The sequence below is a fragment of the Streptomyces sp. NPDC058576 genome (assembly GCF_042718715.1).
GTDB lineage: Bacteria > Actinomycetota > Actinomycetes > Streptomycetales > Streptomycetaceae > Streptomyces.
Genome location: NZ_JBHXPF010000022.1, coordinates 23,526 through 47,736, shown reverse-complemented (window position 1 = coordinate 47,736; position 24,211 = coordinate 23,526). Strand labels below are relative to the sequence as shown.

The window sequence follows — 24,211 nt, the reverse complement described above, 5'->3', positions numbered from 1 at the left end:
GACCCTTCGGACCGTAGGCCACGGGAGACACACCCGCGCGCGGGCGTACGGCAAACGCGCGCCGGCGCAGAGCACGGGGGCGCGTGCGTACGCCGAAGGGGACGCCCCCTCCGCCGGAGCGGAGAGGACGCCCCCGGGGCGCGTCCGTGTCAGGCCGTGGCCGCCGCCGCGTCCGCCGCCTGGGCCTTCAGGGCCCGCTCCACACCGGACCGCGACTCCGACATCAGCCGGCGCAGGGCCGCGCTCGGCTCGGCCGTGGCCAGCCAGGCGTCCGTGGCGTCCAGCGTCTCCCGGGAGACCTGGAGGGCCGGGTAGAGGCCCACGATGATCTGCTGGGCCATCTCGTGGCTGCGCGAGTCCGAGACCTCCTTCACCGAGGCGAAGTACTTCTCCGTGTACGGGGCCAGCAGCTCGCGCTGGTCCGTCTGGACGAAGCCGCTGATGACCGCTTCCTGGAGCGAGTTCGGCAGCTCGCCGGACTCCACGACCTCGGCCCACGCCCGGGCCTTGGCCTCCTCGGACGGCTGGGCCGCCCGCGCGGAGGCCGCGTGGCGCTCGCCCGCCGCCGTCTTGTCCCGCTCGTACTCCGCGGTGATCTCCTCCTCGTCCAGCAGCCCGGCCGCCGCCAGCCGCTGCACGAACGCCCACCGCAGCTCGGTGTCGACGGCCAGGCCCTCGATCGACTCGGTGCCGTCCAGCAGCGACTGGAGCAGGTCCAGCTGCTGCGGGTTGCGGGCCGTGGCCGCGAAGGCGCGGGCCCACGCCAGCTGGTGGTCGCTGCCCGGCTCGGCCGTCTGCAGGTGCGCCAGCGTTGCTTCCGTCCACTGGTTGAGTGCGGCCTGACGGGTCTCCGGGGCCGCGTACAGGTCCAGCGCCAGCTTCACCTGGCGGTGCAGCGACTGGACGACGCCGATGTCCGACTCCTTGCCGATGCCCGAAAGCACCAGCGAGAGGTAGTCGCGGGTCGCCAGCTCGCCGTCGCGCGTCATGTCCCACGCCGATGCCCAGCTCAGCGCACGCGGCAGCGACTCGGTGAAGTCGCCCAGGTGCTCGGTGACGACCCGCAGCGATGCGGCGTCCAGGCGGACCTTGGCATACGACAGGTCGTCGTCGTTGAGCAGGACGACCGCCGGGCGGGCCTTGCCCACCAGGGCGGGCACGTCGGTGCGCTCGCCGTCGACGTCCAGCTCGATCCGGTCGGTGCGCACGAGCTTGCCGTCCGCGTCGAGGTCGTAGGCGCCGATGGCGATCCGGTGCGGGCGCAGCGTCGGCTCGCCCTTCGCGCCGGCAGGCAGGGCCGGGGCCTCCTGGAGCACGGTGAAGGAGGTGACGACGCCGTTCTCGTCGGTCTCGATCTCCGGGCGCAGGGTGTTGATGCCGGCCGTCTCCAGCCACGCCTTCGACCAGGTCTTCAGGTCGCGGCCCGAGGTCTTCTCCAGCGCGCCCAGCAGGTCGGAGAGGCGGGTGTTGCCGAAGGCGTGCGCCTTGAAGTACGCCTGCACGCCCTGGAAGAACGCGTCCTTCCCGACGTACGCCACGAGCTGCTTCAGGACGGAGGCGCCCTTGGCGTACGTGATCCCGTCGAAGTTGACGAGGACGTCGTCCAGGTCGCTGATGTCCGCCATGATCGGGTGCGTGGACGGCAGCTGGTCCTGCCGGTACGCCCAGGTCTTCATGGAGTTGGCGAACGTCGTCCAGGAGTGCGGCCACTTCGAGCCCGCCGCGTCCGCCTGGCAGGCGATCGAGGTGTAGGTGGCGAACGACTCGTTCAGCCAGAGATCGTTCCACCACTCCATCGTCACGAGGTCGCCGAACCACATGTGGGCCAGCTCGTGCAGGATGGTCTCGGCCCGCACCTCGTACGCCGCGTCCGTCACCTTGGAGCGGAAGACGTACTGGTCGCGGATGGTGACCGCGCCCGCGTTCTCCATCGCGCCCGCGTTGAACTCCGGGACGAAGAGCTGGTCGTACTTGGCGAACGGATACGCGTAGTCGAACTTCTCCTGGAACCACTCGAAGCCCTGCCGGGTCACGGCGAAGATGTCGTCCGCGTCCAGGTACTCCGCCAGCGAGGGGCGGCAGTAGATGCCGAGCGGGACGGACTGGCCGTCCTTCTCGTACGTGCTGTGCACCGAGTGGTACGGGCCGACGATGAGGGCCGTGATGTACGTGGAGATGCGCGGCGTCGGCTCGAAGGTCCAGACGTCGCCCGCAGGCTCCGGCGTCGGCGAGTTCGAGATGACCGTCCAGCCGGAAGGAGCCTTCACGGTGAACTGGAAGGTCGCCTTCAGGTCCGGCTGCTCGAACGAGGCGAAGACGCGGCGGGCGTCCGGGACCTCGAACTGCGTGTACAGGTAGGCCTGCTCGTCGACCGGGTCGACGAACCGGTGCAGTCCCTCGCCGGTGTTGGTGTACGAGCAGTCGGCGACGACCTTCAGCTCGTTGGCGCCCTCGCGCAGCTCCGGCAGCGCGATCCGTGAGTCACGGAACACGGCGGCCACGTCCAGGTTCTTGCCGTTCAGCACCACGTCGTGGACGGACGGGGCGACCAGGTCGATGAAGCTCTCCGCACCCGCCTCCGCGGAGTCGAAGCGCACGGTGGTCACGGACCGGTAGGTGCCGCCCTCCTGCGCTCCGGAGAGGTCGAGATCGATCTCGTACGCGTCCACGGTCAGCAGGCGCGCCCGCTCCTGTGCCTCTTCGCGGGTCAGATTCGTGCCAGGCACGCGGTCATCTCCTTTGATGGTGACGTTTCGGATCATCCTTCCATGTCCGGCCCTGCCGGACGACGGGTAGCGCCTTCTTTCCTACCAGTGGTAGCATCCCTGGTATGAAGATCAGTGTGAGTCTTCCCCAGGAGGATGTCGCCTTCGTCGACGAGTACGCGGCGAAGACCGATGCCGATTCCCGCTCCGCCGTCATACACGCGGCTATCGAGTTGCTGCGTACCGCAGGCCTGGAGGCGGAGTACACCGAGGCGTTCCAGGAGTGGGACGCGAGTGAGGACGCCGCCCTGTGGGACCGCACGGTGGCCGACGGGCTCACGGATGCGTAGGGGTGACATCCATCTCGTGGACCTGGAGCCCGTGCGGGGGAGCGAAGCCAACAAGGTGCGACCGGCGGTGGTCGTCTCCAACAACGCCGCCAACCGGTCGGCCGAGGTGTCCGGCAGGGGCGTCGTCGCGGTGGTGCCCCTGACCTCGAACACCTCGCGGATCCTCAGCTTCCAGGTGCTTCTCACCGCGGCCGAGAGCCGCCTCCCGCAGAACTCCAAGGTCCAGTGCGAACAGATCCGGGCGGTGTCCCCCGACCGGATCCTGAAGCGCCTCGGTGAGGTTCCCCGCCAGCGCATGGCGGAGATCGACAGGGCTCTGCGCCGGCACCTGGCTCTCTGACCCGCACACACGAAAGGGCGGCCACCGCTGTGCTCCGGTGGCCGCCCCTTCCGCTGGGCGTACGCGTGACGCCGCTGGTCAGCCCTTCAGCTCGGCCGCCACCAGCTCCGCGATCTGCACGGCGTTCAGCGCCGCGCCCTTGCGGAGGTTGTCGTTGGAGACGAAGAGCGCGAGGCCGTTGTCCACCGTCTCGTCGACCCGGATGCGGCCGACGTAACTGGCGTCCTTGCCGGCCGCCTGGAGCGGGGTCGGGATCTCGGACAGCTCGACGCCCTCGGCGTCCTTCAGCAGTTCCACGGCGCGCTCGACGCCGATCGGGCGGGCGAAGCGGGCGTTGATCTGGAGCGAGTGGCCCGAGAAGACCGGGACCCGGACGCAGGTGCCGGACACCTTCAGCTCCGGGATCTCCAGGATCTTGCGGGACTCGTTGCGGAGCTTCTGCTCCTCGTCCGTCTCGAACGAGCCGTCGTCCACGATGGAGCCGGCCAGCGGCAGCACGTTGAAGGCGATCGGGCGCTTGTAGACGGCCGGCTCGGGGAAGTCCACCGCCTCGCCGTCGTGGGCCAGCTTCTCGGCCTCGGCGACGACCTTGGACGCCTGGCCGTGCAGCTCGGCGACCCCGGCGACCCCGGAGCCGGACACGGCCTGGTAGGTGGCGACGGTCAGCGCTTCGAGACCGGCCTCGTCGTGCAGCGGGCGCAGGACGGGCATCGCGGCCATCGTCGTGCAGTTCGGGTTGGCGATGATCCCCTTGGGGCGGACCTTGGCCGCGTGCGGGTTGACCTCGGAGACGACGAGGGGGACCTCGGGGTCCTTGCGCCAGGCGGAGGAGTTGTCGATCACCACGGCGCCCTGAGCGGCGACCTTCTCGGCCAGCGCCTTCGAGGTGGCGCCGCCGGCGGAGAACAGCACGATGTCCAGGCCCGTGTAGTCGGCCGTGGAGGCGTCCTCGACGGTGACGGCGGAGCCCTGGAAGTCGATCGTGGAACCCGCGGACCGGGCGGAGGCGAACAGCCGCAGCTCGTCGACCGGGAAGGAGCGATCGGCCAGGATCCTGAGCATGACTGTGCCGACCTGACCGGTGGCGCCGACGATTCCGACCTTCACGAGGACTCCTCTGTTCTGTACACCTGGTGCGTCTGTGCGGTCCGTATGCCGCTCCATGATGCGTATGTCCTGGCCCGCCTTGTCCAATCCATTGTCCGACCTGCGGACTCCTCGCGCGAGGACCGCAGATTCTGCAACATCCGTGCCCGCGGGGGGAAACACTTGCGGCGGCCACCGGGGCCTGTGACGAGGAACACGCACGGCGGGGCGGGTGCTCGTGAGAGCGCCCGCCCCGCCGTCGTACCAGAGGGGTCGTTACGGCGTGACCTTCTCGATCACGACGCTGCCGGTGCCCGCGGCGGTGCCGCGCGCGTTGACCAGCTGGACCTCACCGAAGAACTGACGGCCCTCGGGAGCCGCCCCGGCGACCACGACCTCCGCGCCGACCTGGGCGGACGCGCCGCTGGCCAGGTTCACCGCCTTGGTGGAGTCGACCTTGATCGTGCCGAGCGACGCCGCGTAGTACACGTCGCGGTAGTCGTACGTGGTCGACCCGGCCGGGACCGAGTAACCGTCGACGACGACCGTGTACGTGCCCGCGGCGGGCTTCAGCAGGCTGACCGCCTCCTCGGAACCGGCGGTGGTGCCGCTGCCGACCTGCGTGGCGCCCCGGAAGACGTACAGGTCGAGGTCGGCGTTGGCGTCCGACGTGCCGCCGATGGCGAAGTCGAGCTTCTCGACGCCCGCGCCGATGGTCACCGTGGTCTGACGGGTCTCACCCGTGGAGATCGACGGCTTGTCCACCTTGGCGGAGCCGAGCGAACCGCCCTGGAGCTTGCCCTGGAGGGCGGCGGCGGTGTTGGTGACCTTCCAGTCCACCGCGGCCGGAGCGCCGATCTTCGCCTCGGCGATGGTCCGCACCGCCGGGTCGAACTCCACACCGAGCAGCGCGACGTCCAGCTTGTACGGGTTGTCCAGCAGCGGCGACGTACGACGCGACTCGACCTCGATCTCCCACACGCCGGGCTGCGGGTCCTTGTAGGAGCGCGCGTCCGGGCGGCAGGTGTTGGCCGGGTTCTCGTAGTTCGGGTAGCAGTTGACCGTGGAGGTCGGGTCGATCGGCGTCCCGTACGGGTGCAGGGCGATGAACCGCGTCTGGCTGCCCGAGCGCAGGGCGCTGAGGGCGACCTCAAGGGTCTTCGCGCCCTCGGGCACGTTGACGAAGTACGACGTGGTGCCGTTGCGCTGGACCGAGCCGGAGGCCTTGTAGGCGTAACCGGGCTGCTGCAGCTCCTGCGCGATGACGACCGTGGTCATGATCTGGTGGTCGACGCCGGAGGTCTTCTTGTCGTCGACCTGGAGGATGGCGCTGTGCACCCCGGCGGTCTTCGCCTTGGCCCTGACCTTGAGCTTGACCGGGGTGTCGAGCGGCAGCGAGACGTACTCGGGGCTGCTGAGCTCGAAGGTGCCGTCGTTGTTCTTCCACGTCAGCTTGTGCTGGACGTCGCGGTCCGGGCCCGTGGTGCGGGTGACGACGACGTCGTAGACCTTGGACTCGCCGACCTTCAGGCCGCCCTCGCGGTCGTAGAGGCCGGTGCCGAAGCCCGGGTCCTTGAGCGCGAAGTCGATCGCGGTGTCGACCGGGGCCTTCACCGAGAACTCGTGCGCGGGCTTGCCCTGCTTGGCGATCTGCTTCCACGCCTTGACGATGTCGATCAGACCGGAGCCCTGGACGTGCGCGGGCACGTCCTGGATGTGGCCCGCGGTGCTGGTCAGCGCCACCCGCAGGTCGGCCGGGGGAAGCTCGATGCCCTTCTGCTTCGCCGCCGACAGCAGCAGCGCGGCAGCGCCCGCGGCCTGCGGGGAGGCCATCGAGGTGCCCTGGAGCATGGAGTAGCCGGCCGGCAGGTCGTAACCCGCCTCCTTGACCGGACCGCCCGGCGCCCAGGTCTGGGTGGTGTTGATGGACGCGCCCGGCGCCGAGATGATCGGCGTGAAGCCGCCGTCCTCACGCGGACCGCGCGAGGAGAAGGGCAGCATGTCGTACTTCTTGGTGACGTTGGAGCCGTAGTTGGCCGCCCACGTCTCCTTGGAGATCGACGCGCCGACCGAGATCACGTGGTCGGCGAGCGACGGGTCGCCGATGGTGTTGAGTCCCGGGCCGCTGTTGCCGGCCGAGATGACCAGCTGCACGCCGTAGATGTCGACGAGCCGCTTGTACAGCTCGGCGCGCGCGTTGTTGCCGTCGTTCAGCGGCGGCAGGCCGCCGATCGACATGTTGACGATGTCGACGCCGCGGTTGACGACGAGGTCGATCATGCCCTCGGTCAGCGCGATGTTGGTGCAGCCGCCGGACCAGGTGCAGGCGCGCGAGGAGACGACCTTGGCGCCGGGAGCGGCGCCGTCCATCTCGCCGCCGAACAGCCCGTTGGCCGCGGTGATGCCCGCGACGTGCGTGCCGTGCGAGCCCTCGATGACACCGATGTTGACGTAGTCGGCCTTGGCGCCGGCCGCGTTGTAGACCACGTTCTTCCGGGTCTCGACGACGAACGGGATGCGCTCGACGACGGGGGTCCGCGGGTCGTCCTCCCCGAAGTAGGAGACCTGGAACTTGTCCTTGTACGGCTTGAGGACCGTGTCGTCGGCGAAGTCCGCGTTGCTGTTCAGGTCGACCCGCGTGGTGCCGGTCACCTGGTCGTACAGCACGCCCCAGACGTCGGTGGTGTCACCGTCGCGGTTGAGGTCGCCCGCCATGTCGCCGCCCGTGGTGGCCGACTCGGCGAAGGTGGCGAACTTGTAGCTGCCCGCCGGGGCCGCGTACGTCTTGCCGCCGGAGGTGAACGTCGGGCCGGTGACGGTCTGCGACATCTGCAGCCAGGTGCCGTCGCCGTCGCTCACCGGGTCGGTGGCGGTCACCCAGTCGACGATCTTGCGCTCGCCGGTGGTGGTCTTCTTCAGGGCCGGGTGACCGAGGTCGACCCCGGAGTCCAGGATGCCGATGGTGATCCCGCGGCCGTCGGCCTCCGGGTTCTTCTCGACGAAGTCGACCGCGCCCGTCTCGAACGACGGGTTGTACGGGTTCTTCGCCGGGGTCTTCTTGTTCGGAGCCGCGTAACTGCCCGTGGCCTTCGGCTGCTTGGCGCCGGCGGCCCGGTCGCCCTTGGGCGTCGGGTCGTCCAGCTTGATCTCCTGCTTGAGATCGATGCCGAGGACGGAGGAGAGCTTGGAGGCCGCCTTGATGGTGGACTCGGCGCTCCGCGTCGGGACCGTCGCCCGGACGTAGCCGAGCTTGTCGTAGGTCTGGCCGAGCACGGAGCCGTCGACGGCGTCCAGCTGCTTGCTGACCTGCTCGGTCGCCCCCGGGGTGGTGGCGATCATCATCGTGACGTTCTTCTCGCCCTTGGCCTCCGCCTTGGCGAGAACCTCGGCGTCGGCCGTCCCGAGCTTGTCGCCCCGGTCGCTCGTGGCGGCCGGTTTGACGGGGGCCGGGGCCGGCTCGTCGGCGGCGAACACCGGAGTGGCACCGGTGGCGGCGAGGGCGGCCGCAAGGCCCGCCGCGGCCGCGATGCGGGCCGCTCGTCTCGCGCCAGGTATGGAACTGGGGGATTCCTTGGTCATCAGCATCCCTGTAAGTGAAAGAGAGAGTCCGGAATTCGGTACCGGATGACCGCTCACCCTGTCGTAAATGACAGAGGTTTGTGGAGAGTTGACGGAGACGAGTTGGTGACATGGCGCAGATCCGCCACGGGGGGCAATGCGCCACCAGGGATGAATGAGGCGAAGTCGCCCGCAGGAAGCGCTGGTTCGGGAACAGTGGTCCGGACCAGCCAGCCCCTGGTCCGGACCAGTCTCCCCGTGGTCCGGACCGGCCTCGCTCGTGGTCCGGACCGGCGCCGGATCAGCGCCGGGCCGGTCGCCCTGCCGCCGGTGGCCTTCCCGCCCCGCTCAACGCGGCAGCACCATCACATACGCGGCCGGCTCCCGGTCCGCCGCCGCCATCAGCGCCGTCCGTACCACCGTCGCCTGCTGGTCCGGCGCCTCGCGCAGCTTCCTGGGCGTGAGGCGGACGACCGTGACCCCGAGCCGCTCCAGATGCTCCCGCTTCGCGGCGTACGCGGACCACTGCGGGTCCTCCTGAGCCCCGCCGCCCCGCCGCCCGGGCACGCCGTGCCGGGGCGCCCGGGCGTCCAGCTCCACCGCCACGGCGTGGTCGGGCCAGTAGGCGTCCACCCCGCCGAGGCCCGGCCCGCCCGGCAGCCGCAGCTCCACGTTCCACACCGGCTCCGGCAGCCCGTGCTCGCGCACCATCGCGTACAGCCGCGCCTCCGCCACCGCCCGCCCCTCGGCCAGCAGCGCGTCCACCGCGCCCACCACGGCGGGCCGCCCCAACAGCTTCGCCTCGCTCAACTCACGTACCAGGGAAGCCGGTTCGCAGTGACCCTCGCGGACCGCCTCGGTCAGCAGCCGCCGGACCTCCGTCGCCTCGGCCGTGCCCGCCACCGCGTCCGCCAGCGCCCGCTCCACCGGGGCGACGGGCACCTCGCCCACCCGCACCGCGCCCGGCATCGAGGCGGTCCGCAGCACCTCCACGAACCGGGTGGACCGCAGCCGCCGGGTGCGGGGGACCAGCACGTCGATCCGGTGCAGCGCCCCCAGCTCCCCGACCGCGGCGAAGCCGTGCAGCGCGAGCGCGGCGGCTCCGGTGACCATCGCCTCGCCGTACCCCGCGTCCACAGGGCCCGCCGGAGCGCGCCGCGCGGAGACCGGCGGCCGCCCCGCGTACAGCAGCGCCCCGCGCAGCCGCTCCTGGCCGGTGGGCGGGCCCGGGTGCAGCAGGTAGACCCCCGGCAGCAGGTGCTGCCAGGGGCCGCCCGGCAGACACTGGGCCGACGTCTGCGCGGCGGACACGCCCCGCGCCCTCAACTGGGCGGCGGACAGGACACGCTGCGTCACCTCATCGGGGTGAAGGGGGACGCGGGGGAGACGGGAGGAGAGCGGGGTGTTCTGGGTCATGCCCCGGGGTTTCCCGCTGATGGAGGGGGCCCTAACCTCTGTTACACGCCCGTCGACATTCCCGGACAACGCCGTCCTAAAGTACGGACGTTCGACAACCGAAAAGGGCCGACGCGCCGGGAATTGAGGGAGGGGTGCATCGGGCAGGTGTGCGAGCGCCGCTTTCGCGCCGCACACACGCCCCACCCGAGCGCCCCTCGGTCACGCCCCCGCGTGGTTACGCGGCGCGGTCGCGCTCCTGCCCGCGCAGCGCCCGCGCGAGATCGTCCCGGGCCTCCAGCACCAGCCGCCGCAGCGCCGGGGCCGCGTCCTCGTGCTCGCCCAGCCAGGCGTCGGTCGCCGCGAGGGTCGCGGGGCTGTCCTGGAGACCGGGGAACATCCCCTTCACCACATGCATGCCGATCTGGATGGACCGCTCCGCCCAGATCTGCTCGATCACCTCGAAGTAGCGCTTGGCGTACGGGGCCAGCAGCTCCCGCTGCGAAGGCTGCCCGAAGCCCGCGATGGTCGCCTCGACCAGCGCGTTGGACAGCTTGTCCGACTCCACGACCGCCGCCCACGCCTGCGCCTTGACCGCCTCCGAGGGACGCGAGGCCAGGCACCGTACGTGGTGGCGCTTGCCGGACGCCGTGTCGTCGCGGGCCAGTTCGGCGTCGATGGCCGCCTCGTTCGCGGCCCCGTGCGAGGCCAGCGGGGAGAGGAAGGCCCAGCGCAGCTCCTGGTCGACATCGAGCCCGTCGATCCGGGCCGTGCCGTCCAGCAGCCCGCCGAGCAGCTGGAAGTCCGCCTCGGACGAGGCGACCGCCGCGAAGAAGCGGGCCCAGGTCAGCTGGTGCTGGCTGCCCGGCTCCGCGGCCCGCAGCGCGCGCAGCGCGCCCTCGGCGGCCGCCCGGCCGCCCTCCTCGCGCCACTGCGGCGCCGCGTAGTTGACCAGCGCCGACTGCGTCCAGGCGTGCAGCATCTGGAGCACGCCGATGTCGCTCTCCCGCCCGGCGTGCGTCAGCACCAGCGCGACGAAGTCGCGGGCCGGCAGAGCCGCGTCCCGGGTCAGGTTCCACAGGGCCGACCAGCACAGGGCGCGGGCCAGCGGGTCCGTGATCTCGCCCAGGTGGCCGCGGAGCGTGGCCAGCGACCCCTCGTCGAAGCGGACCTTGCAGTACGTGAGGTCGTCGTCGTTGACCAGGATCAGATCGGGCCGCTCGGAGCCGGCCAGCGCCTCCACCACGGTCCGCTCACCGGCCACGTCCACCTCGGCGCGCGCGTAACGCGTCAGCTCGCCCTCCGGCGTACGCCGGTACAGGCCGACCGCGACGCGGTGCGGGCGCAGCTCCGGGTGCGAGGCGGCGGCCTCCTGGACGACGGCCAGCTCGGTGAGGACGCCCGCCGCGTCGTACGTGGGCACCGGAGTGAGCACGTTGACGCCCGCCGTCTGCAGCCAGGAGCGCGACCAGGCGGTCATGTCCCGGCCCGAGGTCTCGGCGAGCACCGACAGCAGGTCGCCCAGGCGCGTGTTGCCGTAGGCGTGGCTCTTGAAGTAGCGCCGCGCGCCTTCGAGGAACGCCTCGCGCCCCACGTACGCCACGAGCTGCTTCAGGACGGCGGCGCCCTTGGCGTACGTGATCCCGTCGAAGTTCAGCTTGGCGTCCTCCAGGTCACGGATGTCGGCCGTGATGGGGTGTGTGGAGGGCAGCTGGTCGGCGCGGTAGGCCCAGGCCTTGCGGTTGTTGGCGAAGGTGATCCAGCCGTTGGTGAAACGGGTCGCCTCGACCATCGAGAAGGAGCCCATGAAGTCCGCGAAGGACTCCTTCAGCCACAGGTCGTCCCACCACTCCATGGTGACCAGGTCGCCGAACCACATGTGCGCCATCTCGTGCAGGATGACGTTGGCCCGCCGCTCGTAGGCGGCCGAGGTGACCTTGCCGCGGTAGATGTACTCCTCGCGGAAGGTGACCATGCCCGGGTTCTCCATGGCCCCGAGGTTGTACTCGGGCACGAACGCCTGGTCGTACTTCCCGAAGGGGTACGGGTAGTCGAAGTGGTCGTGGAAGAAGTCCAGGCCCTGCTTGGTGATCAGGAAGACGTCGTCCGCGTCGAAGTGCTTGGCGAGCCCCTTGCGGCACATCGCGCCGAGCGGGATCTCCAGCGTGGTGCCGTCGTCGAACGTACGGCTGTAGTGATCGCTCACGTAGTGGTACGGGCCGGCGACGACGGCCGTGATGTAGGTGGAGATCGGCTTCGTCTCGGCGAAGGTCCACACCCCGCCCTCCCGCGACTCCTCGGCCCCGTTGGACCACACCCGCCAGCCCTCGGGAGCGGTGACCCGGAAGCGGTAGGGGGCCTTGAGGTCGGGCTGTTCGAAGTTGGCGAAGACGCGGCGGGCGTCGGCCGGCTCGTACTGCGTGTAGAGGTAGACCTCGCCGTCCTCCGGGTCGACGAAGCGGTGCAAGCCCTCGCCGGTCCGGCTGTACGCGCAGCGGGCGTCGACCACAAGCACGTTCTCACCCTCGACGAGGCCGTCCAGCGCCACCCGCGTCCCGTCGAACACGACGGCCGGGTCGAGTGCCGTCCCGTTCAGGGTCACCGCGTCCACACCCGGCGCCACCAGGTCGGCGAAGGTCGAGGCGCCCGCACGGGCGGCGCGGAACCGGATCGTGGTCAGCGAGCGGAAGGTCCGCGGACCGGCCTCCCCTTCGCCCCCGTCGGCCCCCTCGGGCTCGCCGACGGCGGACCGCAGGTCGAGAGCGACCTCGTATCCGTCGACGGTCAGCAGCTCGGCCCTCTTCCGGGCCTCGTCGCGGGACAGGTTTTCACCGGGCACGGGCACTCCTTCGTGACGCGCGTCATGTGTCGTGTTCGAACCCATTGATCCTTGCACGCGTCTTCCGGCGGTGGCAGCCAGGGAATGGGCCGACCCTCGGAGGCGTTCTCCCCCGCAGGTGGAACACGCGGTCCGTGGAACACACCCAGCTGTGGAACACGCCTTCTGAGGAGAGACATGTCCGAGAACACCCCGGCGAACGGCAAGACCCCGGTCGACTTCTGGTTCGACCCGCTCTGCCCCTGGGCGTGGATGACCTCGCGCTGGATGCTGGAAGTGGAGAAGGTCCGCGATGTCGAGGTCCGCTGGCACGTGATGAGCCTGGCCGTCCTGAACGAGGACAAGCTGGACGAGCTGCCCGAGGACTACCGGGACATGCTGGAGAACAGGGCGTGGGGCCCGGTCCGGGTCGTCGTCGCCGCCCAGCAGCTCCACGGCGACGAGGTCGTCGGCCCCCTTTACACCGCGCTCGGCACCCGCTTCCACAACAACGGCGAGGGCCCCACCCGCGAGGCGGTGGCCGCCGCGCTGAAGGACGTCGGCCTGCCCGCCGACCTCGCGGAGTACGCCGACTCCGACCGGTACGACACCGAGCTGCGGGCCTCCCACAAGGAGGGCATCGACATGGTCGGCCAGGAGGTCGGCACCCCGGTCATCGCCGTCCCGGGCACGGACGGCGAGCAGGTCGCCTTCTTCGGCCCGGTCGTCACTCCCGCCCCCAAGGGCGAGGAGGCGGCGAAGCTCTGGGACGGCACCCTGCTGGTCGCCTCCATCCCCGGCTTCTACGAGATCAAGCGGACCCGTACGCAGGGCCCGATCTTCGACTGACGCCTGCCGAAATCCGTGGGTGCGGGTATCCGCATGGGGAAGACTGGCCCCATGCGGATACGCGCGGGCGAGGCGGCCGAGGCCGCCGCACTGACGGAGCTGGCCCTGCGGTCGAAGGGCCACTGGGAGTACGACGCGGAGTTCCTGGCCGCGTGCCGGGAGGAGCTGACGATCCGGCCCGCCGACGTGGCGGCACGGCGGACGGCCGTGGCCGAGGAGGACGGCCGGATCCTGGGCTTCACCACCCTGGACGGACAGCCCCCGAAGGGCGCGCTCGGCATGATGTTCGTCGAGCCGGACACCATCGGCCGGGGCGTCGGGCGACGGCTGTTCCTCCACACCATGGACGAGGCCCGCCGTCTGGGCTTCACCCGCCTCACCATCGACGCCGACCCGAACGCGGAGCCGTTCTACCGGGCCATGGGCGCGGTCCGGATCGGCGCCACCCCCTCCGGCTCCATCCCGGGCCGCGAGCTGCCGCTGCTGGAGGTCGCCCTGGTCTGAACGGCCCCACTGGACCCCCTGCTGCGAGGGTGTTGTCAGTGCTGCGCCGTACGGTGAGGAGCATGCGAATCTCACCGGAGATGATCACGATCGACTGCGCCGACCCCCAGACGCTGGCCGCCTGGTGGGCCGAGGCGCTGGGCGTCGAGGACGTCCAGGACTACGACGCGTTCGTCGTCCTCGCGGCCACCCCGCTGGTCCTCGGCTTCCAGCGGGTGCCCGAGCCCAAGGCCGCCAAGAACCGGGTGCACGTCGACTTCGCCTCGCCCGACCGCCCGGCCGACGTGGAGCGCCTGGCGAAGCTGGGCGCGACCGTGGTCGGCGAGCAGTCGATGCAGGGGACGACCTGGACCGTCCTGAAGGACCCGGAGGGCAACGAGTTCTGTCTGGCGGACGCCGGCAGCCACTGACCGGGCCGCGGGCCCGGGCCGGGGCCCTCAGGTCGCGCTGACCCCGGGGCGACCGGCCCCGGGATCCACTGATCCGTCCGGGGTTTTCCGCTACTTGATGCCGAGGATCTGCTCCACCGGGTCGATGAGGAAGTAGACGAGGAAGAGCGCCGCGGTGCCCCACAGCAGCCAGTGGACCTCGCGCGCCTTGCCCAGGCACGCCTTGATGACCACGTAGGCGACGAAGCCGGCGCCGATGCCGTTGGTGATGGAGTAGGTGAACGGCATGACGACGATGGTGAGGAAGGCCGGGATGGCGATGTCGTAGCGGTCCCAGTCGATGTGCTTGACCTGGGTCATCATCAGGAACCCGACCACGACGAGGGCGGGCGCCGCCGCCTGCATCGGCACGATGGTCAGTACGGGCGTGAGGAAGAGGGCGAGCGCGAACAGCCCGCCGGTGACCATGTTGGCGAAGCCGGTGCGGGCTCCCTCACCGACACCCGCCGCGGACTCGATGTAGGTGGTGGCCGACGACGAGGACGCGGCGCCACCGGCGACGGCGGCCGCGCCGTCGATGAGCAGGACGCGGCCGAGACCGGGCACCTGGCCACGCTCGTCGAGGAGGCCGGCCTCCGCCGTGACACCCACGACGGTGCCCATCGTGTCGAAGAAGTCGGACAGGATCAGGGTGAAGATGAGCAGGACGACCGTCAGAACGCTGACCTGACCGAACGATCCGAACAGGTCGAACTGGCCCAGCAGCCCGAAGTCGGGTGCGGCGACGGGGTTGCCGGGAATCGAGGGCGACGTCAGGCCCCACGCCTTGATGTCGGCGATCTCGTTGATGACGATGGCGACGACGGTCATCAGGACGATGCTGATGAGGATCGCGCCCTTCACCTTCCGGGCGACCAGGACGATCGTCAGGAGCACGCCGAGGCAGAAGACGAGCATCGGCCAGCCGGTGAGCGTGCCGGTGCCGAGCTGGACGGGCACGGTGGAGTTCGCGGCATCGGGGATACGGGTGACGAACCCGGCGTCCACGAAGCCGATGAAGGCGATGAACAGGCCGATGCCGACGCTGATCGCCTGCTTGAGAGGTTGCGGGATGGCGTGCATGATCGCCTCGCGCAGCCCGGTCACCACCAGAACACAGATCAGCAGGCCTTCGAGCACGATGAGGCCCATCGCGTCTTCCCAGCTCATCAGGGGCGCGATCTGGAAGGCCACGACGGCGTTGATCCCCAGACCCGCCGCCAGAGCCAGCGGCAGGTTGCCGCCCACACCCATGATCAGCGTCATCACCGCGGCGACCAGAGCCGTGGCGGTGACCAACTGCACGCTGTCCAGCTGCTCGCCGAACTTGTCCTCGGCCCCGCCGAGGATGATCGGGTTGAGCACGAGGATGTATGCCATCGTGAAGAACGTGGCGAATCCGCCGCGTATCTCCCGGACGTAGGTCGAGCCGCGTTCGGTGATGCGGAAGAACCGGTCGACGGCGCCCCCCGATCCGGCGGGCTTCGCGTCGGGCGGCGGCGGGCTGGTCGGACTGGGGTGCATGACGGAGTCTCCTGGGCCTGCGAACGACGGGGGAAAGGGAGGGGCCGGTGCTGCCCGCAGTGCGTGGCAGGCACTGTGCGAACGCACATGCGGCACCTTGCGAGCGGATCATACGCGGCACCCACGGGATCGCAACTACCCGCGTAGAGCGTCTAGTTGGTACCTTTTCGCTCCTGTGCGTTCCTACGGAATCGACGGCGACCTTTTCCGTCAAACCGGCAGGCAGCCGACAGTGGCCATGGAAGTGACGGTGACAGCTCCCCTACGCTCCGTATGTGCACCCACCACTCCCCTTCAACGCGCGGGCAGCGCGCGCTCTGCGCGAGAAGCTCGGGATGGCCCCCGGTCATGTCGCCTACGGCATGCGCGCGTCCTTCGGGACGTCGCACATCACCCCCGAGCACGTGGTCGCGTGGGAACGCGGGACCCATGTGCCGGACGCGGGTGAACTGACCGCCCTGGCCGGAGCGTTGTGGTGTCAGCCCAGTGAACTCATGGGCCGTCCCGGCACCCTGCTCGAACACCGCATCGCACGCGGCGTCTCGGCCGAGGACGTCGCCCGCGGCACGGGCCTGACCCTCGACGCGTACCTGTTCATGGAGGAGGCCGGTCAGTGGACCGGCGACAAACGGCAGTCCGTCAAGCTCGGCGAGGTCCTCAGCCTCCCTCCGCGCGACTTCATCGCCATCACCGGGCTGGAGGGGGAACTCGCCCGTCTCCTCACCGAGGCGGTCTCCACGCGCTGGCAGGCGCACATCCGCGACATCGCCAAGCTCGTCTCCACGGACCGCCGCGACCTGAAGGCCCCCTTGCAGGCCATGCAGCAGGAGTACCAGATCCTCATGGCGGCCACCCTGAGCCGGGCCGGCGGCACCACCGCGTCCGGCGAGGACGGACGCCGCTACATCGAGACCATCGTCGACCACTTCTGGTCCCGGCTGCCGGGGTCCTCCTGAGGGACGCCCGGCGGGCCCGGCCGGTGGCTTCCGGGCACCCGCCGGGCCGCGCCGTCGCTACCGCGCGTCCCGCGCCGCCGCCTTCTTGAAGACCTCGAACACCGCCAGATAGTTCGACCCGCCGTGGCCGTCCCTGACCGCCTGCGCCGCGATCTCCCGCATCAGCCGGGGCTGCCCGGAGTGCACGCCCTGCTCCTCACAGGTGAGGGCGATGTGCTCCAGGGCGTTCAGGTTCATCTCCATGGTGCCCAGGTCGCCCGGGTAGTGGCCCGCGTCGAGGTCCGGCGCCTGCTCGACGAGGGTCGCGTCCACCACCGTGGGCAGGAACCGGTTCACCGCGAGCTCGGCGAATTCCGCGGCCGGGACGCCCGCCGAACCGACCAGCGCGGTGGCGTGCAGGAAGCCGTTCATCGTCGCGTACATCAGGCCGAGCAACGCGGCGTTGTGGAGCACCGCGAGCCCGTGGTCGGAGCCGAGGTACCGGGGATCGCCCAGGTTCGCCAGCGTGTCCCGGTGGGCGTCGAAGACCTCGCGCGGACCGCTGTAGAGGAAGACGGACCGGGGGTCCCCGACGAGCGGCGGCGGCACCATGATCGCCCCGTCCAGATAGGCGGCGCCCCGCTCGGCCGCCCAGGAAGCCGCCGCGTGCGCTTCCTTCGGCGTACCGGAGTTGAGGTTGACCAGGGCCCGGCCCGCCGACGCGCCGCCGGCGGGATCGAGCACCTCGTACAGCGCCGTGTAGTCCTTCAGACAGACGAGGGTGAGAGGACTGGCGGCCACGGCGTCGGCCACGGACGCCCCGAGCCGCGCGCCCCGGGCGACGAGATCGCGGGCCTTGTCGGGGGTGCGGTTCCAGACGGTGGTGGGATGGCCGTTCTTCAGCAGGGTTCCGGCGAGGGCGAGCCCCATGGGGCCGAGGCCGATGACGGTCACGGGGCTGATCTGCGGGCGTATGGAGGGCTGTTGATGCGTCATGCGGAATAGACTGGTGTCTCACACCGGTGTGAGAGTCAACCGAACGTGGTGGTCGTCATATGCGCATGGGGGAGTTCTCCCGCCGGACGGGCGTCAGCCAGCGGTTGCTGCGCTACTACGAGGAGCAGGGCCTGCTGTCGCCGGCCCGCCGCCCGAGCGGCTACCGCGACTACGAGGACGCGGACGTCGTCGCCGTACGGGGCATCCGCATGCTGCTGGCCGCCGGTCTCAACACGGCCACCATCGCCGAACTGCTGCCCTGCATGGTCGACGAAGACCGCATCCTGGAGCCAGCCTGCTCCAGCATGCTCCCCGACCTGCACCGCGAACGCGCGCGCATCGACGCGGCCGCCGCCGCCCTCCTGGCCGCACGCGACCGGCTGGACGCGCTGATCGAGGTCACGGCGGTGTCGGGGGTGACCGACGATGAGGCGTGCGCGGCGATGCCCAGGGGCGGCGAAGCGACGTGATCACCCGGGCATGAGCGGCCCGAGGTAGGTGCCCCCGGAGACGTCGATGGCCTGGCCGGTGATCCAGCGCCCCCGCGGGCCCGCCAGGAAGCCCACCACGTCGGCGACGTCCTCCGGCAGGCCCATCCGTCCGAGCGCGGTGATCGACTCAAGGGCGGCCACCGCCTCGGGAACCGTGGCGTAGTCGCCGATCATGTCGGTCAGCACCACTCCGGGTTCGACCGTGTTCACGGTGATGCCCCGCCGGCCCAGTTCATTGGCGAGCGACGGGCCGAGAGCGGCCAGTGCCGCCTTGCTGACGGTGTAGCCGATCTGCACGGGGTTCGCGATCCGGGTGGCGGCCGAGCCCATGTTGATGATCCGCCCGCCGTCCCGCAGCAACGGCAGCGCCCGCTGGACGACGAAGACCGGAGTGCTCACGTTGATCGCGAGCACCCGTGCGAACTCCTCCTCGGTGAGCTGCTCGATCGGACTGACCGAATGGGTGCCCGCGTTGTTGACGAGGATGTCCAGGCCGTCCGCACCGTGGTCCTTCAGCCCGGCACCGAACCCCTCGAACAGCCGGTCCACCGCCCCGCTCTCACCGAACCGGGCCCGCACCGCGAACGCCCGCCCGCCGGCTTCGGCGATCCGCGCCACGGTCTCGGCCGCTCCCGCTTCGTTGCCACCGTAGTGGACCGCGACCAACGCCCCCTCGGCGGCCAGCCGCAGGGCGACCGCCCGCCCGATCCCCCGCGAGCCGCCCGTCACCAGCGCGGTCCTGCCGTCCAGTTCCCCCATGATCGCTGCTCCCCTCGCGATGCCGGACCCCTGGCCGGACCCGGGAACGACTCAGTCTAGGCGGCTCGGTGCAGCGCGATGGTGAATCGGCCGGGTCGTCAGGGACCCTCGGTCTCGCGGACGTTGCCGACTTCCTCGGCGGTGAGCTGCCGGACCTCACCGTGGATGCGCTCGGCGATGAGGCCGCCGAGGGGGTCCGTCACGGCCCAGGAGTGCGGGCCGGGGTGATGGTCGACGTGCGCGCACGAGGTGACGGTGCGGGTGACCAGGTCGCGCAGGAGGGCCGGGCACAGGGGAAGGGTGGCGAACCGGTAGACGCGGTGGGCGCAGGCCCCGGCCGGACTCCTCGTCGTCGGTGGGCTTGCGGAGCTCCGTCATCAGCCACTGGTAGGAGTCGGCGACCTCCAGGCTGCCGGCTTCGGAGTGGCAGGCGGCGCACATGACTTCACACTTCGTGATCTATCACTTCGGGCCCGAACCAGCGCCCGCCGCGGTCGCGTTCGACGGCACTACGAGCACGGTCATCATCGAGGATCTGGAGGAGATGGCTACGCATGCCCAGATCTTCGAAGCGCTTCGCTCCTCTGCCCTGACGCCCGCACAGACCCTCACGTTCCTGCGCGAGTGCCTCGCCGGCCTTCCCGAGTCTGAGAAAGAGCCGACATGAACAGCCAGAAGATCGTCACGGAGTTCAAGAAGTTCAGCGCCTCGCAGGGCGGGCAGCAGAACCCTGTGCCTCCGCAGCCGGGCATCGCGGATCACGCTCAGTCGGCATCCCACTCCGCTTGCAGCCGGCCGAGTTGCGCCTCGCTGAGGGGCGGCTCGAATCCTGCCGGGAACATGAGCATGCGGGGCTGCGGCCACATGCTTTCGGGTCCGTGTTCTGCACAGTGCAGAGCCACGAGATGCGCGCCGTCCCCGCAGGCCTCGTGCTGATAGGCGCGGTCGTGAGCCTGGCAGAAGTACCAGAACGTCGCACAGTCGTCCTCGTCGGTCGCCTCGTGGAAACCGGGGTCACGAACGATCAGCGTCACCGGCTCCTGGCGGTTGAACCGGGGGATGGGCCGGGGGTCACGCCACAGCAGCCGATGAGGAAGCACACGCCCATTCTGTCCCGGCCCGCCGCGAAGGGGACAGGGCAAAGCGGTGGCGTTCGGCGGAGAGATCAGGAAGGCTCACCCGCATGATCTCGGTACTGCAGAACGTGGCGATCGACTGTGCGGACGCCTATGAGCTGGCCCGCTTCTGGAGCGGTGTGACAGGTCGTCCGATGGATCCGGAGGACCGGCCCGGCGCCCAGGAGACCCAGGTGCTGCTGGCGGAGGGCCCGGTGCTGTATTTCAACCAGGTGCCCGAGGCCAAGACGGTCAAGAACCGGATCCATCTGTGTCTGCGCCCTGACACCTCGCGCGACCGGGAGGTGGACCGGCTGCTGGACCTCGGTGCCACCTTCGTCGCCGATCACCGGAATCCCGACGGCTCGGGCTGGGCCGTCCTCGCTGACCCCGAAGGCAACGAATTCTGCGTTCTGCGCAGCGAGTCCGACCGGGCCGCAGCGCACTCCTGACGCTCTCACGCCGATCGGGCCGGTGTCCTGGGCGGCTCAGGGCGTCTCCGGCGCCGCCGCCTCCAGCTCGGCCACCGTGCCCGACATCACCGTACGGATGTGGCGCGTCAGGTGGTCCGCCGGCCAGTCCCACCAGGCCACCGCCAGCAGGCGCGCGATGTCCGCCTCCTCGTACCGGGTACGGATCAGGCGGGCCGGGTTGCCGCCGACGATGCCGTAGTCCGGGACGTCCGAGACGACCACCGACCGCGAACTGATGATCGCGCCGTGTCCGATGCGGACGCCCGGCATGATCACCGCCTCGTAGCCGATCCAGACGTCGTTGCCGATCACCGTGTCGCCCCGGTTGGGCAGCCCTGTCAGCAGGTCGAAGTGGTCGGCCCAGGAGCCGCCCAGGGTCGGGAACGGGAAGGTCGACGGGCCGTCCATGCGGTGGTTGGAGCCGTTCATGATGAACCGCACCCCCGTGCCCAGCGCGCAGAACCTGCCGATCACCAGGCGCTCCGGGCCGTAGTGGTAGAGCACGTTGCGGGTCTCGAACTCCGTGGCGTGCTCGGGGTCGTCGTAGTACGAGTAGTCGCCGACCTCCACCAGCTCCGACGTCACCAGGGGCTTCAGCTGCACCACGCGTGGCTGGCCGGGCATCGGGTGCAGGACGGTGGGGTCCGCCGGGACGGGCGCGGGCGCAGAACTCATGGAGGTCGCTTCCGGGGAGAGGGCTGATGCGAGGGCGTACGGGCAGGCGTGCCAAGGTCATCGTGACATCCGGGCCCGGCCGGCCGCGGGTATTTTTCCGCCCGGCCGGGATGGGACGATGCAGAAGTGCTGAACGCGATTGCCGCAGTGGACTGGAGCCGCGTACCCGGCCCCGCCGGCCTGTACGAGCCCGACCGCGCCGCCACCGGCCTGCGCGCCCTCGCCACCGCGACGGGTCTCGTCCGGGCCGCCGACGCCGGCTCGCTCCTCGCGGGCGGCGGGCTCGTCCACGACCACAGCGGAGCGGTCTTCCCCTCGGCCGTCGTCGCGGCCCCCTTCCTCCTCGCCATCGTGCGGCACGGTCACCCGGAGGCCGGAGCGACGGCCCTGGGGCTGCTCGACGACGCCCTCGCGTTCGCCGCCCGCGACGAGCGCACCCGGGTGGCGACCCCGTACGCCGAAGCCGTCCCGATCTGCTGCGCCCTCGCGGATCACCTCAGGGGCGAAGCGGACCTACTCGCCGCGTCGGGGCCCGAGGGCAGGCGGCTCCTCGCCGACGCCGCCGAGCACGGGCGGTTCGACGCCCAGGAGGCCGTGGCCGACCCGGTGTGCCCCGCTGCCGACGCCCGGTGACAGCCCTGCGCCCACCGCCCGGGCAACGGGCCTACGCTGCCCCCGCCCCGCACCCCAGCCGGAACGGCTCCCCCGGCGACCAGTCCGCCGGCACGCCCCGCATCACCAGCGCGCTGTCCAGTACCGCGCTGCCCGGCGGGAAGCGGTCCAGGTCCTCGAAGAACGAGGAGCGTACGGAGCGGGGACGGCCCGCCGTCACCTTCCAGGCGTCCGTGGACAGTTCGAGGACGTCCAGGTGGCTGCCACCGGCGTTGGGGGAGAGGCCCCGGCTGCCGAGCCGGAAGAACTCCGACGCCTCCGCCAGGTCCGAGAACAGCTCGCTGCCGCGCAGTTCGTCAGCCGCCTCCACCGTCGCGTCGACCTCCACCTCGCCGTCCCGGGTCGCGAAGGCCACCCGTACGGCATCGGCCTCCTCCCGCACCGTGAAGTCCGCCCGGCCGTGCTCGCCCGGGTAGATCCGGCCGCCCGCGAAGGCGTTGAGGCGGGAGGCGGTGTCGCGGCGCGGGATGTAGACGCCGCGTTCGACGCCGCCTGGTCCGTCCCACTCGACGGAGATCCGGTGCGCCGCGTTCTCGCTGGTCAGCCCGGTCGCCGCCGGGGCCCAGCCGGGGCGGACGCCGCCGATCCGGAGCAGGCAGATCCCGGCCACCGCCTGACCGCGCACCAGGTGGGGCCGCAGCGGCGCGGGCAGCAGGGCGGCCGCGACGTACGGGTCGACGCGGTAGTTCACCAGGAGACGGCGTTCGATGACGCTGGAGAGCCGGGGTCTGATCATGAGGCGTCGCCTTCCGGCGCGGAGCGCCACCTGGTGTTGCGGAGGACGATCTGCTCGGGGCAGACCGTGCTGAGGAAGCGGCCCACGCACAGGGCGAGCCGCTCCTCGGCGAGCGAGTAGAGGATGCGGTTGGCGTCCCGGCGCTCCGTGACGAGCCCGGCCCCCTTGAGCACGCCCAGGTGGCGTGAGATGGACGGGGCGCTGATCGAGAACCGGCTCGCGATCTCCCCGGCGGCCAGCTCACCGTCCCGCAGGTCCTCCAGGATCTGGCGTCGGGTGGGATCGGCGAGCGCGCGGAAGGCGCTCGCCTCGTCATCGGCCGGAACGGCGGGTGATTCCATGGGTGCATGTTTAGCACATGAGCTAAATATCTAAGCAGGTGCCATGGAAGAGCCCCCGCGAGTCATGTCCTCGCGGGGGCTCTTCTTTCATCCGCCTGCCGAAGTGAAGGTTGAGAAGACGATCACGAGGCAGGACGTCTGTGGTGCGCCGGCGTCAATCAGGGCGCGAGCAGCAGCACGTTCACGCGCTCCTTGGCCGCGGCGTAACGCTTGGCCACGTCCTGCCAGTTGACGACCCGCCACATGGCCTCGATGAAGTCCACCTTCTGGTTCTTGTACTGCAGGTAGAAGGCGTGCTCCCAGGCGTCGAAGACCAGGATCGGGACCGAGCCCTGGCCGACGTTGCCCTGGTGGTCGTAGACCTGCTCGACGATCAGCTTGCCGCTCACGGGCTCGTACGCGAGCACGCCCCAGCCGGAACCCTGGGTGGTGGCCGCGGCCTTCGTCAGCTGGGACTTGAAGCCCGCGTAGGAGCCGAAGGACTCGGTGATCGCGTCGGCCAGGTCGCCCACGCCGTCCGCCGCGAGGGGCTCGCCGCCGCCGTCGCCGGTCATGTTGTGCCAGTAGATCGAGTGCAGGATGTGGCCGGAGAGGTGGAACGCGAGGTTCTTCTGGAGGCCGTTGATCGCTCCCCAGGCCTCCTTGTCGCGGGCCTCTTCCAGCTGCTCCAGGGTGTCGTTCGCACCCTTGACGTACGCGGCGTGGTGCTTGTCGTGGTGCAGCTCGATGATCTGCGGGTTGATGACCGGTTCGAGCGCCGCGTAGTCGTACGGGAGTTCCGGGAGCGTGTACGTGGCCATGGTTCGAACCCTCCGACTGCTGGGAATGCCGTCCAGTTGTTATTGCAACCTATATGCAGGAGCAATCTAGGAGCAGGCTAACAGCAGGAAGGTCCGCGAAGTGATCAGCCCTTCGGCCTAGGACCTGCGGCGCGGCGGGGCGGGAACGCGGATCGCCGGGCGTGCGGGGCGGGCCCGGCCGGTGAGGGTGGCCGGGCCCGCCCGCTGGGGTGGGTGGCTCAGTGGGTGGGGTCGCTGCCCTTCCGCTCCTGCGGGTCGACGCCCGTATGGGCGGACGCGTCCTTCTCGCCGCTGGGACGCCGGGACCTGCCCCGCCGGCCGGTGTCGCGCATGTCGGCGTCCTTGCCGCGGTCCTCGCCGCTCCGGGTGGCGCCCTCTGACGTGGTGCCTTCCAGTGAGGCGCGCTTCTCCTCGTCGGTCGGCTTCTTGCGCGGCCTGTCCGGCTCCGGGGCGTAGGTGTCCGGGTGGAAGGAGCGGTGCGCACTGGGGTTGGCCTGCTGGGACTCCTCGTCGACATCGGGGGACCAGCCGTGCTGCCCCTCGCCCTTGAATCTGCTCGGCCCCTCGCCGTGCCGGGGCGGTTTCTTCGACATGGTGAGCCTCTCGCTCTCGTCGGGTGTCCTATTATCCTCCCTTTTCTTGCTATAAAGGCGTTCCGTCG

24 protein-coding genes are annotated in these 24,211 nt (G+C 70.5%); 10 read left to right on the top strand and 14 right to left on the bottom strand.

Annotated features, from left to right (window positions below; genetic code table 11):
• Positions 1 to 149 precede the first annotated feature (149 nt).
• Complete coding sequence (pepN, locus tag ACFWRV_RS17670; protein WP_384335222.1) at positions 150 to 2,726, bottom strand: aminopeptidase N; 2,577 nt, start codon at positions 2,724 to 2,726, stop codon at positions 150 to 152.
• Between the two features lie 104 nt (positions 2,727 to 2,830).
• Here pepN (ACFWRV_RS17670) and ACFWRV_RS17665 point away from each other — a divergent pair, with 104 nt between their 5' ends.
• Together ACFWRV_RS17665 and ACFWRV_RS17660 are read left to right on the top strand one after the other, a co-directional pair.
• On the top strand, positions 2,831 to 3,055 hold the full coding sequence (locus tag ACFWRV_RS17665; protein WP_015608544.1) for a ribbon-helix-helix domain-containing protein: 225 nt from the start codon (positions 2,831 to 2,833) through the stop codon (positions 3,053 to 3,055).
• On the top strand, positions 3,048 to 3,395 hold the full coding sequence (locus ACFWRV_RS17660) for a type II toxin-antitoxin system PemK/MazF family toxin (RefSeq protein ID WP_384335219.1): 348 nt from the start codon (positions 3,048 to 3,050) through the stop codon (positions 3,393 to 3,395). Before ACFWRV_RS17665 ends, ACFWRV_RS17660 begins: the two co-directional genes overlap by 8 nt.
• 78 nt (positions 3,396 to 3,473) lie before the next feature.
• On the opposite strand, the gene ACFWRV_RS17655 is transcribed toward ACFWRV_RS17660, so the two are convergent.
• From ACFWRV_RS17655 to pepN (ACFWRV_RS17640), 4 genes are all read right to left on the bottom strand, one after another.
• Positions 3,474 to 4,502: an aspartate-semialdehyde dehydrogenase gene (locus ACFWRV_RS17655; protein WP_384335216.1), complete on the bottom strand. Its 1,029-nt coding sequence runs from the start codon at positions 4,500 to 4,502 to the stop codon at positions 3,474 to 3,476.
• A 255-nt stretch (positions 4,503 to 4,757) separates the two neighbouring features.
• A complete protein-coding gene (locus ACFWRV_RS17650) occupies positions 4,758 to 8,066 on the bottom strand; it encodes a S8 family serine peptidase (protein WP_384335213.1) in 3,309 nt (1,102 codons plus the stop codon).
• A gap of 321 nt (positions 8,067 to 8,387) precedes the next feature.
• Positions 8,388 to 9,455 carry a hypothetical protein gene (locus tag ACFWRV_RS17645; RefSeq protein ID WP_384335210.1) on the bottom strand — a complete coding sequence of 356 codons (1,068 nt, stop codon included), beginning with the start codon at positions 9,453 to 9,455 and terminating at the stop codon, positions 8,388 to 8,390.
• Between the two features lie 217 nt (positions 9,456 to 9,672).
• A complete protein-coding gene (pepN, locus tag ACFWRV_RS17640) occupies positions 9,673 to 12,273 on the bottom strand; it encodes an aminopeptidase N (RefSeq protein WP_384335207.1) in 2,601 nt (866 codons plus the stop codon).
• A gap of 177 nt (positions 12,274 to 12,450) precedes the next feature.
• On the opposite strand from pepN (ACFWRV_RS17640), the gene ACFWRV_RS17635 reads away from it, so the two are divergent.
• The 3 genes from ACFWRV_RS17635 to ACFWRV_RS17625 all read left to right on the top strand — a co-directional run bounded on the left by ACFWRV_RS17635 (position 12,451) and on the right by ACFWRV_RS17625 (position 14,015).
• A complete protein-coding gene (locus ACFWRV_RS17635; RefSeq protein WP_384335204.1) occupies positions 12,451 to 13,101 on the top strand; it encodes a DsbA family protein in 651 nt (216 codons plus the stop codon).
• Between the two features lie 51 nt (positions 13,102 to 13,152).
• The gene (locus tag ACFWRV_RS17630; protein ID WP_384335201.1) at positions 13,153 to 13,605 is read left to right on the top strand and encodes a GNAT family N-acetyltransferase; all 453 of its coding nucleotides are present in this window, start codon (positions 13,153 to 13,155) and stop codon (positions 13,603 to 13,605) included.
• Positions 13,606 to 13,667: 62 nt separating this feature from the next.
• Positions 13,668 to 14,015, top strand: a complete 348-nt coding sequence (locus tag ACFWRV_RS17625) for a VOC family protein (RefSeq protein WP_384335198.1) — start codon at positions 13,668 to 13,670, stop codon at positions 14,013 to 14,015.
• Positions 14,016 to 14,105: 90 nt separating this feature from the next.
• Here ACFWRV_RS17625 and ACFWRV_RS17620 read toward each other — a convergent pair whose 3' ends face one another.
• Positions 14,106 to 15,557, bottom strand: coding sequence for an NCS2 family permease (locus tag ACFWRV_RS17620; protein ID WP_384335195.1), 1,452 nt, complete (start codon positions 15,555 to 15,557; stop codon positions 14,106 to 14,108).
• A 335-nt stretch (positions 15,558 to 15,892) separates the two neighbouring features.
• Between ACFWRV_RS17620 and ACFWRV_RS17615 the strand changes: the two genes are divergently transcribed.
• Complete coding sequence (locus tag ACFWRV_RS17615; RefSeq protein ID WP_384335363.1) at positions 15,893 to 16,513, top strand: XRE family transcriptional regulator; 621 nt, start codon at positions 15,893 to 15,895, stop codon at positions 16,511 to 16,513.
• Between the two features lie 57 nt (positions 16,514 to 16,570).
• Here the strand turns inward: ACFWRV_RS17615 and ACFWRV_RS17610 are convergent, their stop codons facing one another.
• On the bottom strand, positions 16,571 to 17,488 hold the full coding sequence (locus ACFWRV_RS17610; protein ID WP_384335192.1) for an NAD(P)-dependent oxidoreductase: 918 nt from the start codon (positions 17,486 to 17,488) through the stop codon (positions 16,571 to 16,573).
• A gap of 59 nt (positions 17,489 to 17,547) precedes the next feature.
• Between ACFWRV_RS17610 and ACFWRV_RS17605 the strand changes: the two genes are divergently transcribed.
• A complete protein-coding gene (locus tag ACFWRV_RS17605; protein ID WP_384335189.1) occupies positions 17,548 to 17,958 on the top strand; it encodes a MerR family transcriptional regulator in 411 nt (136 codons plus the stop codon).
• On the opposite strand, the gene ACFWRV_RS17600 is transcribed toward ACFWRV_RS17605, so the two are convergent.
• Entirely contained in the window at positions 17,959 to 18,738 is a 780-nt protein-coding gene (locus tag ACFWRV_RS17600) for an SDR family NAD(P)-dependent oxidoreductase (RefSeq protein WP_384335186.1), read from the bottom strand.
• A gap of 409 nt (positions 18,739 to 19,147) precedes the next feature.
• On the opposite strand from ACFWRV_RS17600, the gene ACFWRV_RS17595 reads away from it, so the two are divergent.
• Positions 19,148 to 19,405 (top strand): Scr1 family TA system antitoxin-like transcriptional regulator, encoded by a 258-nt coding sequence (locus ACFWRV_RS17595; RefSeq protein WP_384335360.1) that lies wholly within the window; start codon positions 19,148 to 19,150, stop codon positions 19,403 to 19,405.
• Between the two features lie 97 nt (positions 19,406 to 19,502).
• Here ACFWRV_RS17595 and ACFWRV_RS17590 read toward each other — a convergent pair whose 3' ends face one another.
• Complete coding sequence (locus ACFWRV_RS17590) at positions 19,503 to 19,772, bottom strand: hypothetical protein (RefSeq protein ID WP_384335183.1); 270 nt, start codon at positions 19,770 to 19,772, stop codon at positions 19,503 to 19,505.
• Between the two features lie 149 nt (positions 19,773 to 19,921).
• Between ACFWRV_RS17590 and ACFWRV_RS17585 the strand changes: the two genes are divergently transcribed.
• Entirely contained in the window at positions 19,922 to 20,305 is a 384-nt protein-coding gene (locus ACFWRV_RS17585) for a VOC family protein (protein ID WP_384335180.1), read from the top strand.
• A gap of 36 nt (positions 20,306 to 20,341) precedes the next feature.
• On the opposite strand, the gene ACFWRV_RS17580 is transcribed toward ACFWRV_RS17585, so the two are convergent.
• Complete coding sequence (locus ACFWRV_RS17580; protein ID WP_384335177.1) at positions 20,342 to 21,001, bottom strand: CatB-related O-acetyltransferase; 660 nt, start codon at positions 20,999 to 21,001, stop codon at positions 20,342 to 20,344.
• 126 nt (positions 21,002 to 21,127) lie between these two features.
• Here ACFWRV_RS17580 and ACFWRV_RS17575 point away from each other — a divergent pair, with 126 nt between their 5' ends.
• Positions 21,128 to 21,634 (top strand): hypothetical protein, encoded by a 507-nt coding sequence (locus ACFWRV_RS17575; RefSeq protein WP_384335174.1) that lies wholly within the window; start codon positions 21,128 to 21,130, stop codon positions 21,632 to 21,634.
• 31 nt (positions 21,635 to 21,665) lie between these two features.
• Here the strand turns inward: ACFWRV_RS17575 and ACFWRV_RS17570 are convergent, their stop codons facing one another.
• The 4 genes from ACFWRV_RS17570 to ACFWRV_RS17555 form a co-directional block, all read right to left on the bottom strand.
• Positions 21,666 to 22,409 carry a DUF2071 domain-containing protein gene (locus ACFWRV_RS17570; RefSeq protein WP_384335171.1) on the bottom strand — a complete coding sequence of 248 codons (744 nt, stop codon included), beginning with the start codon at positions 22,407 to 22,409 and terminating at the stop codon, positions 21,666 to 21,668.
• Positions 22,406 to 22,750, bottom strand: a complete 345-nt coding sequence (locus tag ACFWRV_RS17565; RefSeq protein WP_384335168.1) for a metalloregulator ArsR/SmtB family transcription factor — start codon at positions 22,748 to 22,750, stop codon at positions 22,406 to 22,408. The genes ACFWRV_RS17570 and ACFWRV_RS17565 overlap by 4 nt, the downstream gene beginning before the upstream one ends.
• A 158-nt stretch (positions 22,751 to 22,908) precedes the next feature.
• Positions 22,909 to 23,550, bottom strand: a complete 642-nt coding sequence (locus ACFWRV_RS17560; RefSeq protein ID WP_200742969.1) for a superoxide dismutase — start codon at positions 23,548 to 23,550, stop codon at positions 22,909 to 22,911.
• 218 nt (positions 23,551 to 23,768) lie between these two features.
• Positions 23,769 to 24,143 carry a hypothetical protein gene (locus ACFWRV_RS17555; RefSeq protein ID WP_384335165.1) on the bottom strand — a complete coding sequence of 125 codons (375 nt, stop codon included), beginning with the start codon at positions 24,141 to 24,143 and terminating at the stop codon, positions 23,769 to 23,771.
• Positions 24,144 to 24,211: the final 68 nt, after the last annotated feature.